Genomic DNA, 18502 nt, shown 5'->3' on the forward strand with positions numbered 1-18502 from the left:
CGAGGAGGTGCATTCTACATCTTCCTCATTCAGTGTCAAGCGTTTATTTTCAAGGCTTTTCACTTTTTTCTTTGTTCTCTCAGCTAACTCACTTAGCGTGGTTTGCCGTGACAACGAGGGCGCATTATAGGGAGTTTTCTGAATGTGACAAGTATTATTTAAAAAAAACTTTCCGACAGCGCACTTAGTAATCAAATTAGCCTTTTTGGTATAAATAATAGACAACCTTTGTCTAAAAAAGTTTCAAATATAAAAAACACTATTTATAGATTATCTTTATTCTCCCTCATTAAGACATAAAACATAAAAAAAGAGGCTTATATAAGCCTCTTTTTCAATTTAATGGCATCTCTTCTTTATCAGAATCAATAGAGAAGAAGCTCTATTACTGTTTTGCAATTATCTTATTGTCATCTAAATCTAAGATAATCTCTTTACCTGGTAATAATTTGCCAGACAAGATATCTTGAGCTAATGGGTTTTCAACCTCTTGCTGGATAGCCCGTTTCAATGGACGTGCACCATAAATTGGGTCGAATCCAACTTCGCTCAATTTCTCTAATGCAGCGCCTGTAATTGTAACGTGATAACCACGCTCTTCTAAACGCTGGTATAAACGACGCAACTGAATTTGTGCAATCGCAGCAATGTTTTCTTTACCTAATGGATGGAATACCACAACCTCATCAATACGGTTAATAAACTCTGGTCTGAAATGATGGCCAACAACATCCATCACAATAGTTTTCATTTCAGGGTAATCAATTGTCCCGAAACGTTCTTGAATTAAATCAGACCCTAAGTTCGATGTCATAATCACAACTGTATTACGAAAATCGACAGTTCTACCTTGTCCATCCGTTAAACGACCATCATCCAATACTTGTAATAAGATATTGAATACATCTGGATGCGCTTTTTCAACTTCATCTAATAAGATGACTGAATAAGGGCGACGGCGAACGGCTTCTGTTAAGTATCCACCTTCTTCGTAACCAACATATCCTGGAGGCGCACCCACTAAACGAGAAACAGAGTGTTTTTCCATAAACTCAGACATATCGATACGAACCATTGCATCATCACTATCAAACAAGAAGTTCGCTAATGCTTTACACAACTCAGTCTTACCAACCCCTGTTGGTCCTAAGAATAAGAACGAACCAATTGGACGATTAGGATCAGATAATCCAGCACGACTACGGCGGATAGCATTAGATACTGCACTTACAGCCTCAGCCTGACCAATAACACGTCTATGTAATTCTTGTTCCATTCTTAGCAGTTTTTCACGTTCCCCTTCTAGCATTCTAGATACAGGAATACCTGTCCAACGCGCTAAGATCTCAGCAATTTCAGCATCAGTGACTTTATTGCGTAACAGCTTCATATGCTTATCTTCAGCTTTATTAGCTTCGGCAAGCTGTTTTTCTAATGTCGGAATTTGCCCATATTGGATCTCTGACATTTTAGCTAAATCACCACTACGGCGAGCTTGCTCTAATGCAATACGTGCTTGTTCTAATTCAGACTTAATATGCTGAGTACTCGTAAGCTCCGCTTTTTCTGCTTTCCACTCTTCTTCCAAAACAGAATATTCTTTCTCTTTTTCAGCAAGTTCTTCATTTAGCATTTCTAAACGTTTTTTACTTGCGTCATCAGACTCTTTTTGCAGTGCTTGTTGCTCAAGTTTAAGCTGAATAATACGTCTATCAAGTCTATCTAATGCTTCTGGTTTTGAATCCATTTGCATACGTAGGCTCGCACCCGCTTCATCAATCAAGTCAATCGCTTTATCTGGCAACATACGATCAGAAATATAGCGATGAGATAAAGTCGCTGCGGCAACAATCGCAGGATCGGTAATTTGAACATGATGATGAAGCTCATAACGTTCTTTCAGACCACGCAAAATAGCGATTGTGTCTTCTACTGTTGGCTCTGCCACATACACTTTTTGGAAACGACGCTCTAATGCTGCATCTTTTTCAATGTATTGACGATATTCATCAAGTGTTGTTGCACCGACACAATGCAACTCACCACGAGCTAATGCAGGCTTTAACATATTTCCCGCATCCATAGCGCCATCGGCTTTACCTGCGCCAACCATTGTGTGTAATTCATCAATAAACAGAATAACACTACCTTCCTGTTTAGATAAATCATTTAAAACGGCTTTTAAACGTTCTTCAAATTCACCACGATATTTAGCACCAGCTAATAACGAGCCCATATCCAAAGAAAGTACACGTTTATTTTTTAAACCTTCAGGGACTTCGCCATTAACAATACGTTGAGCTAAACCTTCAACTATTGCCGTTTTACCTACCCCCGGTTCACCAATAAGTACAGGGTTATTTTTAGTACGGCGTTGTAGAACTTGAATAGTTCTTCTTATTTCTTCATCACGACCAATGACAGGATCGAGTTTGCCTTGTTCTGCTCTTTCCGTTAAATCCACAGTATATTTTTTCAATGCCTGACGTTGATCTTCTGCATTTTGATCGTTCACTGTTTCTCCACCACGTATTTTTTCAATCGCTATCTCAAGACTTGCTTTATTCGCTCCGGCTACTTTTAGCATGTCAGCAACTTGACCACCGGTTTCCATAGCAGCTAAAAGAAAGAGCTCTGATGAAATAAATTCATCACCTTTTTTCTGTGCCAATTTATCGCACAAATTAAGGTGCTTAATTAAATCATTTGAGGGATGAACCTCTCCACCAGCACCTTCGACTTTAGGTAATCGAGACAAAGCATCATTAATTCGCTCGTTAAATTGCGATGCATTAACACCTACAGATGTTAATAGAGGGCGAATTGAGCCACCTTGTTGATTAAATAACGCACTCAGTAAATGTATGGGTTCTATAAATTGATTATCGTTCCCAAGTGCCAATGACTGGGCGTCTGCGAGAGCTTGCTGGAATTTATTGGTTAATTTATCCAGACGCATAACACCTCCAAGTAAAATTTAAAGTAAAATTCGTAACTGGAGAATAGATGAGGTCATTTTGACAATATTCAAGCTCAAAATAAAAATTTTGAGCAAAAATATTTATCAATATTTGAGATAAGTGAGAAAAACATTGAGAGGAAGTTTATTTAATCCAGATTAATGATGCCATTCGCCCTGTTATATGCTCTCGTCTATAAGAGAAAAAGCGCGATGGATCAGTTACAGTACAAAAATCACCACCATAAATCTGAGTTACTCCACTTTCCTGTAAGGTTATTCTCGCTAACATATAAATATTAGCTAAGTATTTACCATTGTGGGGAATAAAAGCAGGCTCAAAGGCAATATTTTTTTCGATAAACGCCAACCGAACTTCTGCACCGACCTCAAAAGCGGTTGCTCCAATTGCGGGCCCTAACCATGCCATAATTTGATCTTTAGGTGCTTTAAAATGCGCAAGTGTATTTTGTAATACACCGTGGCAAAGCCCTCGCCATCCACCATGAGCTGCGCCAACTTCTGTTCCATCAACAGTTGTAAAAAGGACAGGCAAACAATCTGCCGTCATAATTGCACAAACTTTTTTTTCAGTAGAGGTATAAAGGGCATCACCTTGTACTTCATTATTTTTCTCAGTATTTAGTGTAACAACATGAGTGCCATGAACTTGTTCGAGCCATAGTGGCATTTCAGGCAATTGAGCTTGTTGACAAAGTCTGCGTCTATTTTCTTCGACATCAGACAATTTATCACCAACATGAGTACCTAAGTTGAGGCTATTATAAGGTGGCAGACTAATCCCCCCTTCCCTCAAGGTACTACAAGACCCAATATTTTCAGGTTGTGGCCAATCTGGAAAAATCAATGAAGTCATTTACCAATCCATTTCATCTTTAAATTGTTCAACGTCAGCTTTTAGCACATCGATAAGCTTAACCATATCATCAGGTAATGGTGCATGCCATTCCATTTCAATACCCGTTATTGGATGATAAAGACGTAGCATCGTTGCGTGTAGAGCTTGTCTATCAAATAAACGTAACGTTTCACGTAATTCATCTGAAGCCCCTTTTAAAGGACGAGGTCTTCCTGCATAAAGCTGATCACCAATTAACGCATGGTGAATATGAGCCATATGAACACGAATTTGGTGAGTACGGCCGGTTTCTAAACGTAAACGCAAACGTGTATGAGCACGGAAATGCTCCATTACACGATAATGTGTTACTGCTGGTTTACCCATTGGGTGCACAGCCATATGAGTACGTTTAGTTGGATGTCGAGAAATAGGTTCATTCACTAATCCACCTGCCGTCATTCTTCCTGTTGCAACCGCTTCATACTCACGGGTGATTTCACGACGTTGTAAAGCTTCTACTAAATGCGTTTGAGCAGGAACTGTTTTTGCAACAACCATTAAACCTGTTGTATCTTTATCCAATCGGTGGACAATACCTGCACGAGGTACATTAGCAATCTCTGGATAGCGATAAAGTAATGCGTTTAATACGGTGCCATCTGGGTTACCAGCACCAGGATGTACAACGAGATCTCTTGGCTTATTGATAACTAAAATATCATCATCTTCATAGACGATATTTAACGGAATATTCTGAGGCTCCCAGCGAACTTCCTCTTCAATTAAGGCATCGACTTCAATTTTTTCACCGCCAAGCATTTTTTCTTTTGGCTTATTGATGATTTTATCGTTAACCTGCACTCTATTGTCTAAGATCCACTCTTTTATACGAGATCTTGAATAATCAGGGAACATTTCGGCCAAAGCTTGATCTAAGCGTTGACCCAGCTGTGAATCTGCGACTGTAGCATTAAGTCGTATTTGTTGAGACATAAATAATTTTCTATTAATTAAGTTAGTGTTTTGACGGCACAGCCGTTTCATTTAAAATGAGTTATAGTGTAACCGATTTCAGGGGAGCTTCACGGAGAGACTCCCCAAACCTATTCAGAGGATAATCAATACGTGATGAGACGCATTAAATACCTGGTGGCAGCGGCCACTGTAAGCCTGTTACTTGCTGGCTGTTCGAGTTCGGACAAAGACGCTACTGCCGATATGTCGCCTTCTGAGCTTTACTCAACCAGTCAGGAAAAATTGCTAGATGGCAATTATGGAGCGGCTATCAAACAATTAGAGTCTCTCGATAATCGCTATCCTTTTGGCCCTTACTCGCAACAAGTTCAACTCGATCTGATTTATGCTTATTATAAATCAGCGGAACTACCAATGGCGATTTCTGCAATCGACCGTTTTATGCGATTAAACCCAACCCATCCTAATATCGACTATGTTCTTTATATGCGTGGCTTAACAGCTCAAGCATTAGATGATAGTGCATTACAAGGGTTCTTTGGTATTGATCGTTCAGACCGTGATCCTCAACATGCAATCGTAGCATTTAAAGATTTTAGTCAATTAGTTCGTTACTATCCAGACAGCCTTTATGTCGCCGATGCAACCAAACGCCTAGTCTTTCTTAAAAACCGTTTAGCGAAGTATGAGCTTTCTGTTGCGAAATTCTATACTAAACGAGGGGCTTATGTCGCGGTTATTAATAGAGTAGAGCAAATGATGCGTGATTATCCTGATACACAAGCCACTCGTGATGCGCTTGTTTACATGGAAAACGCTTATAAAGAATTAGGTCTGACACAAGAAGCTGAAAAAGTAGCTGCATTGATTGCAGCAAATCCAGCCTAACTAAAACATCACCATCAAAAACAGCAGCTTATCGCTGCTGTTTTTTTATTCTTTTCTAGCTAAATTATCTTTACTTTTCATCAGCCCAACCTTTCTAATATGACTGAATAAATGCAACTTAACAAGCGGTCTTTTTCAGCTATTTATCATTTGTCACGTTTCTATTACTAGTTACACAGACATCTAACAAAAAGTGATTTTGATCATATTTTAAATTGTGTATCACGATATTCTGAAGTTATCGAAGACGGAGTAATAAAGAGGTAACTATATGATTATAAATATTACTAGTAAACAAATGGAAATTACCCCAGCACTACGTGAACACATTGAAAGCCGTCTAACTAAACTCAATAAATGGCAGGTGAATTTAATCAATCCTCATATTATTCTTACGAAAGATCCTAAAGGTTTTAGTGTTGATGCCAGCATTCATACACCAAATGGGCAACTGGTTGCTAATGCACAACACGCCGATATGTATGTTGCAATTAATGACTTACTTGCAAAACTTGAACGTCAATTAAACAAAGTTCAGCATAAAAACGAATCTCGTCGGGCTGATAACAGCCTGAAAGAAGAGAATTTACTTGTCGATGAAATGTAAATAGTAAAGCAAGATTAAAAATTAGAATAAATCACTGACTCAAAACGCCTCTGCGCATCCTCGTGATGCGCTTTTTATTGTATTTTTCTTGACTCCTTTCACATCATCATGTTTGATAGCTATATGTTAAATAATTTACCAATCAATATAATGAACAAACATTCACATTTGCCTTTCTTCTTTTTCTTTTTACTCTTTCATTAAGAGGCTTTGTCATTTCAGAAAGAAAAGTAAGAACGACAATAGCCTCCAACTGGAGGCTTTTTTATTTATGATGGTATGACATAACGGTATAGGGCTTAAACATGGAAAAACTCGATTTATTAGCAATCAGAGATAAAATCACGACGTTAGATTCAGAATTACTAACGTTGTTAGCAAACAGACGCCAATTATCTGCTGATGTCGCTCAATTTAAATTGAATACACATCGCCCTATTAGAGATAAAAATCGTGAGCGCGAATTACTTGATTTATTAATTGAGAAAGGAAAAAACGTTGGGCTAGATGGTTTTTATATTAGTCGTATTTTTCAAATGATCATTGAAGACTCTGTCTTAACGCAACAAGCCATCCTACAACAACATCTTAATGCAACACCTAATGAGTCAGCTAGAATTGCTTATTTAGGGCCTAAAGGCTCCTATTCACATATTGCCGCTCGTCAATATGCAGCTCGCCATTTTGATACCTTCGTTGATTGTACTTGTCAGAAATTTGACGACATTTTTACACTTGTCGATACCGGTCAAGCTGATTACGGTTTACTGCCAATTGAAAATACCAGCTCTGGTGCAATTAATGATGTTTACGATTTACTGCAAACAACATCAATCTCTATTGTTGGGGAAATTCGCATTCCCATTAATCATGCACTTTTAACGAGTGTTGATAGCAGTCCAGAAGAATTGCAAACTATTTATAGTCATCCTCAACCCTTCCAACAATGTAGTCATTATTTAAATCAGTATCCAAACTGGAAGATTGAATATTGTGAAAGCACAGCAGCTGCAATGGAAAAAGTGGCTCTTGCACAATCGCCACACGTTGCTGCTATTGGTAGTGAAGCCGGTGGCTCTCTTTATGGCTTAAAACCCTTAGCCAATAATTTAGCAAACCAGCAAATAAACGTAACTCGCTTTATTGTTATTGCGCGAAAAGCGATTGATGTTTCAGACCAAGTTCCTGCTAAAACAACCTTCTTAATGGCAACAGGGCAACAAGCGGGTGCATTAGTTGATGCATTAATGATTTTAAAAAAATACGACATTATTATGACAAAACTCGAGTCGCGTCCTATTAATGGTACTCCTTGGGAAGAAATGTTTTATATTGATGTTCAAGCAAATTTACGTGATATCAATATGCAAAAAGCCTTACACGATTTATCACAAACAACACGCTCATTAAAAATATTAGGCTGTTACCCTTCAGAAAATGTTGTTCCTGTTGAAGTGAAATAACCTCATACAAAGATAAAAGCCAGATAGCATATAACTATCTGGCTTTTCTTTTACGTTCTTATTTAACGTTAATTATAAGAAACCATACATCGCAGCAAATACCCAGCCAAAGACACAGGAAACTGTTACACCAATTAATCCTGGTAAAATAAAGCTATGGTTAATAACAAAACGCCCTATTCGAGTTGTACCAGAACGGTCAAATTGAATTGCCGCTAAGTCACTAGGATAAGTTGGTAGAATATAATAACCATAGCAAGCTGGTGCCGATGCAATGATATATGCAGGATCAACACCAATACCCAATGCTAAAGGAACAATCGCAGCCAAAGCCGCCGCTTGAGAGTTAACAAACTTAGATACTAATAATAAAACAACTGCATAAGCCCAAGGGTATTCTCGTACTAATTGCCCCAATGCAGCTTCTATTTCTTTCATATGCGCAGAGAACATTGTCTCTGCCATCCAAGCAATACCATATACAGCAACAATTGCTATCATCCCTGAACGGAATACTTCATTTTTAGAAATAAGAGAAGGGTTGGTTTTACAAATAATAATAATTGATGCACCAGCTAATAACATAAACATCTGAATAACGAGCACCATAGATAATGGTTTACCATTAAATACAGGACGTATTTCAGAGAAAGCACCTAATATTGCAACAACAGCAATTGCACCTAAAAATATCCACATTGCTACCCAGTTTTTCATTGGGAGCTTTTTATCTAGAAGTGTTGCTGTATCACCATAAACATAATCATGGTTTTCAGGCACTGAAACAAATTCTTGGAAGCGTTGGTCTTTATCTAAGTCTTTCCCTCTAAACCAGCTAAAGATACCAATGGCTAAAATACCAATAAAAGTTGAAGGGATCGTAATTGCTAATAAATCTAAAAACTCAAGGTGTTTACCATTAAAAGTTACATCACCGAGCATTGCGACTAATGTAACAACGGCAACGGAAACTGGGCTGGCAATAATCCCCATTTGAGAGCCAATTGTACTTGCCGCCATTGGTCTTTCAGGGCGAATATTATTTTTAATCGACACGTCATAGATAATTGGCAATATGGTATAAACAACGTGTCCAGTACCGCATAATATTGTAAGAGTACAAGTTACGAGTGGTGCAACAATAGAAATATATTTTGGATTTTTACGTAATAACTTTTCTGCTATTTGCAACATAACATCTAACCCACCAGATGCTTGTAATGTTGCTGATGCAGAGACAACGGCAATAATAACTAGCATTACATCAACAGGTGGTTTTCCCGGAGGGAGTTTAAAAATGAAAACTAAAATAACCAGACCTACACCCCCTAATAGACCTAATGCAATTCCCCCTTTCCTGGCCCCATAAAATAGACATACTAATATAATGGCGAGTTGTATTAAAAAATCCATAAATTACCCCTTGAAAAACACGTCGGAATATAAATAAAAAATAATACAATTGAATTTTTAGCACTTCTTGCAAAAAAAAGAGTTTATAAAATATAATTTACGATAATTGTTATAACCATTTTTTTGATCATTGTTATAGTTTTCATAATACCTTTTAATTTCATTCAGTTTTAAGATCTCATCAACAAATAACTTTTAATAAAAAGACAATATCGAACATTAATTATTCTTTAATTAAACTCAACAATAACAATTAAATAACAATAAATATAATATAGATTAGTTTTTTTATAAAACTAGATATTTATCCCATTGTTTTTAAATGTATATTTCTCTATTTTTATTTTCTGAATAAAAATAGGTGATTTTTATCTATTATTAATTTTTTGAAATGACAGGGAGCTAATATGAATACTTTTATCATACTGATTTTAAGTCTATTTTTTACTAATAACGTAGATGAAGTTCAATCAAAAAAGAGTTATTACGCTTATTCATTAACGATTCAATCAGATTTGAGTCGTTGCACAGTAAGCCCTTGTCCTGACCCCAAAAACTATTGACTTATAGCATATTGTTTAAAAAGAAATTTTATGAATAAAAAATATATATTAATACTCTCATTTTTATTCACTAATTATGCAAGCACTCATTTTTATGAAGAAGCAAAAGAAAATAGAGCATCAATAAATGAATATTCTTAAAGTAATAGCAATACTTCTGATCCTAGTGGTTGTGTTTGGTCACCTTATGATGATGAGTGGAGATAAGCTAAACACGAAATAATTAATAAAATAAAAAGGCCGAACAATTTATTTATTGCTCGGCCTTTTATATAATAAATAATTTAACTAGATTCGGCTATCATTCGCTTTTTGCAATAATACACCACTCTCTTTCATAAATTGAGAAGCATAATCACCAAACCAATCACTCACGTTATTAAATGAATGGATAAACTCGCTCTTTGCATTTATATCTAATAGATCGATAGCTTGACCTAATGAGTGATGATATCTACGAATTAATTCAATATTCTCTTTCGATGACAAAATAATATCAGCATAAAGTTGTGGATCTTGAGCAAATAAGCGCCCTATCATTGCCAATTCTAAGCGATAAATAGGTGATGAGAGTCTCAGTAAACTGGCTAAATCAACTTTTTCTTTTGCTAAATGCTGGCCATAAGCAAAAGTAGTAAAATGTCGAAGAGCTTGAATAAAACTCATGTTTTTATCATGCTCTTCTGGCGCAATAGCCTCAATTCTTGCTCCCCATACCATTAACTGCTCTAACAACCATTCAAATGCAGTATGGTTTCGTCCTTCACAGTACGCCACAACCTGTTTTGCTAAGCTAGGTACATCAGGGCCAAACATTGGATGAAGACCTAAAATAGGCCCACTATGTGCTTTTAACATCGCCTCTAGAGGGGCTTTTTTAATAGAAGCGAGATCTACAAGTAAACAGTTTTCAGGTAATACAGGAAGTTTTTCAATAACCTCAACAGTTAAATGAATAGGCACACTGATAATCACCATTCCTACATCATCAAAAATAGCGGGTGACTTAGTTTGCCATTCATCCGCTTCTAAGCTTTCAACTTGATAACCAGAGAGTGTAAACAAACGAGAAAATAGTTTACCCATCTTCCCATTTCCTCCCACAATAACGATTTTACCAAGTTGAGGGTTGAGAGTTTTAAATCCTTTATCATTCTCTTTAGTATAGGATTCTCGCATCACTCGACGTAATACATCTTCAATTAAATCAGGGGAAATTCCCATCTTTTGTGCATCATTACGACGAGAAGCAAGCATGGAGGCTTCTCTATCAGGTGCATAAATCGGTAAGCCGTGGCGGTTTTTAACTTCACCCACTTCAGCTACCAGTTGCATTCTTTTTGCGAGTAAAGAAAGCAGTGATTTATCTACCTGATCAATTTGCTCACGCAAACCTTGTAATTCTTCAGCCATCTATGCTTGCCTCTTTTTTCTTTATGATTATCTAACTTAACTAACTTTTTTTAACTGTGCTTCACGCTGAGCCAAAATCGGAGAAAGTTGAGCATGTAAATTTCTTAACACTGACTCTGTTGTTTCCCAACTAATACATGCATCTGTTACTGAAACACCGTATTTCATTTCACTACGCAATTGCTCTGATGATTGATTGCCTTCATTAATATGGCTTTCTAACATAATACCAGTGATAGATTCATTACCTTTAGTAATTTGCTCAATCACTGAATCAACCACTGCCGTTTGACGACGGAAATCTTTGTTAGAGTTACCGTGGCTACAATCAATCATTAATGATGGTTTTAACCCTGCTTTTACCATTTGCGCTTCGCATTGAGCAACATCTTCTTCATGGTAATTTGGTGTTTTACCACCACGTAAAATCACATGACCATCAGGGTTACCTTGTGTTTGTAATAAGCAAACTTGTCCTGATTGATTAATTCCCATAAAACGGTGTGGCATAGAAGCCGCTTTCATCGCGTTAATTGCGGTATCTAAATTACCATCTGTTCCATTTTTAAATCCAACAGGCATTGAAAGCCCTGATGCCATTTCACGGTGAGTTTGAGATTCAGTAGTTCTAGCACCAATTGCAGACCAACTAAATAAATCACCTAAATATTGTGGATTGTTTGGATCTAACGCTTCAGTTGCCAGAGGCAGGCCTAATTGTACAAGTTCGGTCAGCAGCTTACGGGCAATATGTAGCCCTTTTTCCATTTCAAAGCTACCATCCATAAATGGATCGCTAATTAAGCCTTTCCAGCCAACAGTTGTACGAGGTTTTTCAAAGTAGACACGCATCACAATGTACAGACTATCACTTAATTCAGACGCTAAGACTTTCAGGCGTTTTGCGTAATCTAACGCAACATCGACATCATGAATGGAACAAGGCCCACATACCACGAGTAAGCGAGGATCACGACGTTGAACAATTTCAGAAATTGTTTGACGTGACTGAGCAATGGCATGCAGATCATTGCGACTCAATGGGTATTTTTGTTTTAACTCTTCTGGAGTAATTAAAACCAGCTCTTCGCTGATATTCACATTATTGAGTGCGTCTTTTTGCATGATCATAATCTTTACCTTTTTTATATCTATCATTGTGATTTTTTGTGTGTCTGAAAGATAAGATAACACGCAATGTAAAGAAATCAATCCATATTTTTAATAAATTTGACATTATTGTAATTCAATCTTTACACCAATGGTTTTTATTATAAATAAATAATAAATAACAATTACTTACAAACATTAAGCAAGATAAAAATAACGTGATGAGGATTAAATTAAAACGCAAAAATGTAAATAAATATTTACACAGTATCTTTTAATGAATCTCGACATAAGAAGAATAGATAAGATGGGGATATAAGAAGTAAAAGAGAAAAAAACTAATAAATAATATTTTCAATATAAGGGATATAAAAAAAGGTCAGCAAATGCTGACCTTTTAACAATAACTTTCGGATGTGCGAAAGCGTATTATTTAGCGTTAAGACGCTCTTTGATACGAGCAGCCTTACCTGAACGCTCACGCAGGTAGTACAGTTTAGCTTGACGAACCGCACCACGACGTTTAACAGTGATGCTATCTACGACTGGAGAGTGAGTTTGGAATACACGCTCAACACCTTCGCCATTAGAAATTTTACGAACAGTGAATGCAGAGTGCAGACCGCGGTTACGAATAGCGATAACCACGCCCTCGAATGCCTGCAGACGTTTTTTAGAACCTTCAACAACCCATACTTTAACTTCTAAAGTGTCACCAGGACGGAATGAAGGAACATCTTGCTTCATCTGTTCTTGTTCGATTTGTTTAATAATATTGCTCATAATAACTCTCTTACCCTAGGTAAACTGATATTAATGACATCTTGTGTCAGACTTACTCTGCTGTTCCTGACAGATGTTCCCGTTGGAACTCTGTTAACAGCACTCTTTGCTCGTCAGTCAGAGCTAGGCTTTCCAGAAGCTCAGGTCTTCTTAGCCAGGTTCGACCCAGTGATTGTTTCATGCGCCAGCGATTAATATGAGCATGGTTACCTGACAGTAAAACTGCCGGAACTTCCATACCATCTAAAACCTCTGGGCGAGTATAGTGAGGATGATCCAGTAAACCTTCAGCAAAAGAATCTTCTTTCGCAGAGGCAGCGTGTCCGAGAACACCCGGTACAAAGCGCGCTACTGCATCTATCATTATCATGGCAGGTAATTCCCCACCACTTAATACGTAATCACCTACAGACCACTCTTCATCGATTTCCGTCTGAATGACACGCTCGTCTATACCTTCATACCGACCACAAACTAGAATTAGCTTCTCATTTGTTGCCAGTTCACAAACTCCTTGTTGATCGAGTTTGCGTCCCTGAGGTGATAAATAAATCACCTTTGCTCCATCACCTGCCGCAGCTTTCGCTTGATGAATGGCTTCCCTTAAAGGTTGAACCATCATCAACATACCGGGACCACCGCCATAAGGACGATCATCAACGGTATTATGTCTGTCGTATGTAAAATCTCGGGGATTCCAACATTCTACATTGAGCAGACCATGCTTCACTGCCCGACCAGTCACCCCGTACTCGGTTATAGAGCGGAACATTTCTGGAAATAGGCTAATTACCCCAATCCACATTTTTGTGTCCCACTATTGAGAACCGTTAACCGGATAATCTAAAAACCAGGATCCCAATCAACGATAATTTTTTTCGCTGAGAGATCGACTTTCTTGATAACCTGCCCATCAAGAAACGGAACTAACCGTTCCCCGATACCGAACGCATCTTTCAGATTCGCTTTAATTACCATGACATCATTTGAGCCCGTTTCCATCATGTCTGTAACGACACCCAGATCGTAGCCTTTATCTGTTTCTACATGGCAACCCATCAGATCTTTCCAGTAATATTCACCTTCAAGTTCTGGAAGTTGCGAAGCATTCACGACAATTTCAAAATTAGTCAGGAAATTGGCCGCGTCTCTGTCATCAATACCTTTTAGCTTGACGATAATATCTTGGTTGTGATGTTTCCAACTTTCAATTTCAATGGTTTCCCACTGTCCATGACGCTGAATAAACCACGGTTGATATTCAAAAATGTTTTCGGCGTGTTCGGTGGAGGAAAAAACTCTGAGCCAACCACGGATCCCGTAAGGTGAGCCCAACTTACCCATAACAATAGGTTCTACAGGCTCTTTTAAGGTTTTTTGTTCGCTCATTGTTACCACCGCGACAGATTAAGCGCTTTTCTTCGCTGATTTGATCAGGGCAGCAACACGTTCTGAAACTGTTGCGCCTTGAGCAACCCAGTGTTCAACACGGTCTACGTCTAAACGTAATTCTTCTGCATTACCGGTTGCCAGTGGGTTATAAAAGCCTACACGCTCAATGAAACGACCATCACGCGCATTACGGCTATCGGTTACTACTACTTGATAAAACGGACGCTTTTTTGCGCCGCCACGAGCTAAACGAATTGTTACCATAACATCCTCATTAGTTAATAAAACAACCAGACGCCATCGAGGAACGGAGTCCGATTGTCATATAAAAAGCCCGAAAAGTTTACTCACTTTGGCGAAAAAAGCAATCCAAAGCACGTTTTTTTTCAGGCTTTTTGATTTTATCGGCCTGGGAATCCAGGTGGCATCATACCTTTCATGCTACGCATCATCTTAGCCATGCCACCTTTTTTCATTTTTTTCATCATACGTTGCATATCATCAAACTGTTTTAATAAACGGTTGACGTCTTGCACTTGTGTTCCTGAACCCGTTGCAATACGGCGTTTTCTGGAACCTTTGATGATTTCCGGTTTTTGACGTTCTTTTTTAGTCATAGAATTAATAATCGCTTCCATTTTCACTAAAATTGAATCATCCATTTGTGATTTTACTGCATCTGGCACCTGAGACATACCCGGCATTTTGCTTAACATACTCGCCATGCCGCCCATGTTCTTCATCTGCTTTAATTGATCTAAGAAATCATTTAGATCAAAGCCATCACCTTTTTTAAGTTTTGTCGCTAACTTTTCAGCTTGAGCTCTATCAACTTTGCTTTCAATGTCTTCAATCAAAGACAGAACATCACCCATGCCTAAAATGCGAGAGGCGATACGGTCTGGGTGGAAAGGTTCTAAGGCTTCTGTTTTTTCCCCAACACCGAGGAATTTGATTGGCTTACCAGTGATATGGCGAATTGATAATGCCGCGCCACCGCGCGCATCACCATCAACTTTGGTTAATACAACCCCTGTTAATGGCAATGCTTCATTAAATGCTTTTGCTGTATTTGCCGCATCTTGCCCCGTCATAGCGTCAACAACAAACAGGGTTTCAACTGGATTAATGGCTTTATGGAGAAGTTGGATCTCTTCCATCATGCCTTCATCTACGTGTAAACGACCTGCTGTATCCACCAGCAATACATCATAGAATTGAAGTTGTGCATGTTTTAATGCATTACTTGCAATTGTGACTGGATTTTCTTGAACAGTCGAAGGGAAGAAATCAATGCCAACCGTTTCGGCTAACGTTTCAAGCTGTTTAATCGCTGCTGGGCGATAAACGTCAGCAGAAACAACAAGAACTTTTTTCTTCTTTTTCTCTTTTAAGAATTTACCTAATTTTGCGACACTGGTCGTTTTACCGGCACCTTGTAAACCTGCCATTAACACAACGGCTGGCGGTTGTGCTGATAGATCAAGGTCAGTATTCACTTCCCCCATCGCATTGACGAGTTCATTTTGAACAATCTTCACAAACTCCTGACCCGGTGTCAGGCTTTTGTTAACTTCATGCCCTACTGCGCTCTCTTTGACGCGCGCAATAAAATCACGAACCACAGGTAAGGCGACGTCGGCTTCTAATAAAGCCATACGTACTTCACGCAGTGTCTCTTTAATGTTTTCTTCGGTCAGTCTTCCTCGACCACTTATATTGCGCAATGTGCGCGATAGTCTGTCACTTAAATTCTCAAACATTATCTTAGCTCAGTGTTAAAGTTGGGCTTATCGGTCATGTATGCCACCGATTATATCACGATGACTCGCGGATCTCTGCATAGAGATTTAAGCTTAATGACTTCAATAGTTGGAGCCGTATGCTCCTAGCGCTATACTAGGAAGTTATTCAAACAATATATGTAAGCGAAACTATGCCCGTTATATCAATCTCTATCGTCGCTGTCTGCGCTTATTTACTCAGTCTGGTGCTGTTTTTGCCCGGTCTGTTACGAAAAGAGCAGAATGGATACCGCGGATTAGCTCTACTATTTGCGGTAATTGCACTGATTGCACATGCCATTTCATTAAAATTTTTAATTTTCCGTCCTCACAGCGGACAGAACCTTTCACTCACCAATCTAGGTGCAATTGTTAGTCTGATGGTCTGCGTTATTATGACGATTGTGGCTTCTCGTGGCCGAGCATGGTTCTTACTGCCTATTGTTTATTGTTTCGCAATAGTCAATCTTGTTATTGCAGCATTGATGCCGGGTGAATTTGTTACACATCTTGAAAGTAGCACATCACTCTTTATTCATATTGGGCTGGCTTTATTAAGCTATGCCACACTGTTAATTGCCGCTTTATATGCCTTACAACTTAGTTGGCTTGACTATCAACTAAAAAATAAGAAACTAAAATTCTCACCTCAAATGCCACCATTAATGTCAATTGAGCGTAAAATGTTTCATATCACACAAGTGGGTGTGGTATTACTGACACTGACCTTATGTACTGGTTTGGTGTATATGGATAATATTTTTGGTAAAGAAAATATCCATAAATCTATTTTCTCTATCATTGCTTGGTTTGTTTACATCATTTTATTATGGGGACATTTCCGAGAAGGATGGAGAGGAAAGAAAGTCATTATCTTTAATTTAATTGGCGCTATTATTTTAACATTAGCTTTTTTTGGTAATCGTTTATTACAAGAGTTAGTGCTTAATTAATTTTCTATTTTAGGGTAGCAAAAGGATCTCAATTTTGGAGCATGTGTCGACAACTACGCTCATTATCATACTTGTATGTATGATTATTGCCTCAGCTTATTTTTCCGGGACTGAAACCAGTATGATGACGATTAATCGCTATCGTCTTCGTCATGCTGCAAAACAAGGAAACCGCTCTGCAAAACGTGTGGAAAAATTATTACAACGTCCTGACAGATTGATTAGTTTAGTATTGATTGGCAATAATCTGATTAATATTGTTGCGTCTGCACTAGCTACCATTGTTGGTATGCGTTTATATGGTGATGCTGGTGTAGCAATAGCCACTGGTGTGCTGACCTTTATTATCCTTATTTTTGCTGAAGTGCTTCCAAAATCAATTGCGGCACTTTATCCAGAGCGCGTTGCTTATCCAAGTAGCGTTATTCTCTATCCTTTGCAAAAACTGATGCTTCCTATTGTTTGGTTTTTTAATAAAATCACATTAATACTGATGCGTATTTTTGGTATTAAATCCCCAGTAATACAGGGAAATGCGGTATCAAAAGAAGAGTTAAGAACTATCGTTAATGAATCAAAATCAAAGCTTTCGCAAAGAAACCAGAATATGTTGCTATCGATTTTAGATTTAGAAAAAGTAACAATTGGCGATATTATGGTGCCAAGAAATGAAATTTTTGGTATTGATGTCAATGACGAATGGAAATCTATCGTAAGACAGTTAACTCATTCTCCTCACGGTCGAATTGTGCTTTATCGTGATACTCTTGACGATGCGATTGGCATGTTGCGAGTACGAGAAGCTTATCGCTTAATGACTGAGAAAAAAGAGTTTACCAAACAAATTCTGATGAAAGCTGCCGATAAAATCTATTTTATTCCAGAAAGCACACCGTTAAACCTGCAACTCGTCAACTTCCAACGTAATAATGAAAAAGCGGGTGTTGTGGTTGATGAATATGGTGAAATTCAAGGTTTAGTAACCGTTGAAGATATTCTTGAAGAGATCGTAGGTGACTTTACTACCTCGATGTCCCCTTCTTTAGCAGAAGAAGTTATCCCTCAAAAAGATGGTTCATTATTAGTTGATGGTACAACAAATATTCGGGATATCAATAAAGCTTTTGGTTGGCATTTACCTGAAGATGAAGCTCGAACAATTAATGGTGTCATTATTGAAGAGCTAGGTGACTTACCTATTGTCGGTAATAAAATAAAAGTGAGTGATTACGAATTTGAGATACTTGAAGTTCAGGATAACGTCATCAAAAAGGCGTTAATTCGCCACCTTTCAATCCCACATTATTAGTGAATACAAAATAAGCGCCTTTTAAGGC

General features: G+C 38.0%; 16 protein-coding genes and 1 other annotated feature. Of the genes, 5 read left to right on the top strand and 11 right to left on the bottom strand.

Features of this window, described 5'->3' with window-relative positions; all coding sequences use genetic code 11:
• Positions 1 to 385: 385 nt before the first annotated feature.
• From clpB to rluD, 3 genes are all read right to left on the bottom strand, one after another.
• Positions 386 to 2959 carry an ATP-dependent chaperone ClpB gene (gene clpB / locus C0T34_RS15525; protein ID WP_109850429.1) on the bottom strand — a complete coding sequence of 858 codons (2574 nt, stop codon included), beginning with the start codon at positions 2957 to 2959 and terminating at the stop codon, positions 386 to 388.
• Between the two features lie 145 nt (positions 2960 to 3104).
• Positions 3105 to 3836, bottom strand: coding sequence for a purine nucleoside phosphorylase YfiH (yfiH, locus tag C0T34_RS15530; protein ID WP_098943923.1), 732 nt, complete (start codon positions 3834 to 3836; stop codon positions 3105 to 3107).
• Entirely contained in the window at positions 3837 to 4814 is a 978-nt protein-coding gene (gene rluD / locus C0T34_RS15535) for a 23S rRNA pseudouridine(1911/1915/1917) synthase RluD (RefSeq protein WP_075672439.1), read from the bottom strand. It lies immediately after the preceding gene.
• A gap of 135 nt (positions 4815 to 4949) precedes the next feature.
• Between rluD and bamD the strand changes: the two genes are divergently transcribed.
• The 3 genes from bamD (at position 4950) to pheA (ending at position 7754) form a co-directional block, all read left to right on the top strand.
• Positions 4950 to 5684 carry an outer membrane protein assembly factor BamD gene (gene bamD / locus C0T34_RS15540; RefSeq protein ID WP_098943924.1) on the top strand — a complete coding sequence of 245 codons (735 nt, stop codon included), beginning with the start codon at positions 4950 to 4952 and terminating at the stop codon, positions 5682 to 5684.
• Positions 5685 to 5955: 271 nt separating this feature from the next.
• A complete protein-coding gene (gene raiA, locus C0T34_RS15545) occupies positions 5956 to 6291 on the top strand; it encodes a ribosome-associated translation inhibitor RaiA (protein ID WP_075672427.1) in 336 nt (111 codons plus the stop codon).
• Between the two features lie 155 nt (positions 6292 to 6446).
• Positions 6447 to 6561: a sequence feature (Phe leader region), on the top strand.
• Positions 6562 to 6596: 35 nt separating this feature from the next.
• Entirely contained in the window at positions 6597 to 7754 is a 1158-nt protein-coding gene (pheA, locus tag C0T34_RS15550; RefSeq protein WP_098943925.1) for a bifunctional chorismate mutase/prephenate dehydratase, read from the top strand.
• A gap of 72 nt (positions 7755 to 7826) precedes the next feature.
• On the opposite strand, the gene C0T34_RS15555 is transcribed toward pheA, so the two are convergent.
• From C0T34_RS15555 to ffh, 8 genes are all read right to left on the bottom strand, one after another.
• Positions 7827 to 9167 (bottom strand): anaerobic C4-dicarboxylate transporter, encoded by a 1341-nt coding sequence (locus C0T34_RS15555; protein ID WP_075672423.1) that lies wholly within the window; start codon positions 9165 to 9167, stop codon positions 7827 to 7829.
• An 851-nt stretch (positions 9168 to 10018) separates the two neighbouring features.
• Entirely contained in the window at positions 10019 to 11143 is a 1125-nt protein-coding gene (tyrA, locus tag C0T34_RS15560) for a bifunctional chorismate mutase/prephenate dehydrogenase (RefSeq protein ID WP_109850430.1), read from the bottom strand.
• 36 nt (positions 11144 to 11179) lie between these two features.
• On the bottom strand, positions 11180 to 12274 hold the full coding sequence (locus C0T34_RS15565) for a 3-deoxy-7-phosphoheptulonate synthase (protein WP_098943927.1): 1095 nt from the start codon (positions 12272 to 12274) through the stop codon (positions 11180 to 11182).
• A gap of 408 nt (positions 12275 to 12682) precedes the next feature.
• Positions 12683 to 13036, bottom strand: a complete 354-nt coding sequence (gene rplS, locus C0T34_RS15570) for a 50S ribosomal protein L19 (RefSeq protein ID WP_023580978.1) — start codon at positions 13034 to 13036, stop codon at positions 12683 to 12685.
• Positions 13037 to 13088: 52 nt separating this feature from the next.
• Positions 13089 to 13841, bottom strand: coding sequence for a tRNA (guanosine(37)-N1)-methyltransferase TrmD (gene trmD / locus C0T34_RS15575; protein ID WP_006534750.1), 753 nt, complete (start codon positions 13839 to 13841; stop codon positions 13089 to 13091).
• A 38-nt stretch (positions 13842 to 13879) separates the two neighbouring features.
• A complete protein-coding gene (gene rimM / locus C0T34_RS15580; RefSeq protein ID WP_006534751.1) occupies positions 13880 to 14425 on the bottom strand; it encodes a ribosome maturation factor RimM in 546 nt (181 codons plus the stop codon).
• Between the two features lie 18 nt (positions 14426 to 14443).
• Complete coding sequence (rpsP, locus tag C0T34_RS15585; protein WP_098943928.1) at positions 14444 to 14692, bottom strand: 30S ribosomal protein S16; 249 nt, start codon at positions 14690 to 14692, stop codon at positions 14444 to 14446.
• Between the two features lie 137 nt (positions 14693 to 14829).
• Positions 14830 to 16191 (bottom strand): signal recognition particle protein, encoded by a 1362-nt coding sequence (gene ffh / locus C0T34_RS15590; protein ID WP_109396311.1) that lies wholly within the window; start codon positions 16189 to 16191, stop codon positions 14830 to 14832.
• A gap of 173 nt (positions 16192 to 16364) precedes the next feature.
• On the opposite strand from ffh, the gene C0T34_RS15595 reads away from it, so the two are divergent.
• Positions 16365 to 17165 (top strand): inner membrane protein YpjD, encoded by an 801-nt coding sequence (locus tag C0T34_RS15595; protein WP_069367097.1) that lies wholly within the window; start codon positions 16365 to 16367, stop codon positions 17163 to 17165.
• A 34-nt stretch (positions 17166 to 17199) separates the two neighbouring features.
• Positions 17200 to 18474, top strand: a complete 1275-nt coding sequence (locus C0T34_RS15600) for an HlyC/CorC family transporter (RefSeq protein WP_109850431.1) — start codon at positions 17200 to 17202, stop codon at positions 18472 to 18474.
• Positions 18475 to 18502 lie beyond the last annotated feature (28 nt).

It is taken from the genome of Proteus sp. CA142267 (assembly GCF_003336825.1).
GTDB classification, from domain to species: Bacteria; Pseudomonadota; Gammaproteobacteria; order Enterobacterales; family Enterobacteriaceae; genus Proteus; species Proteus terrae.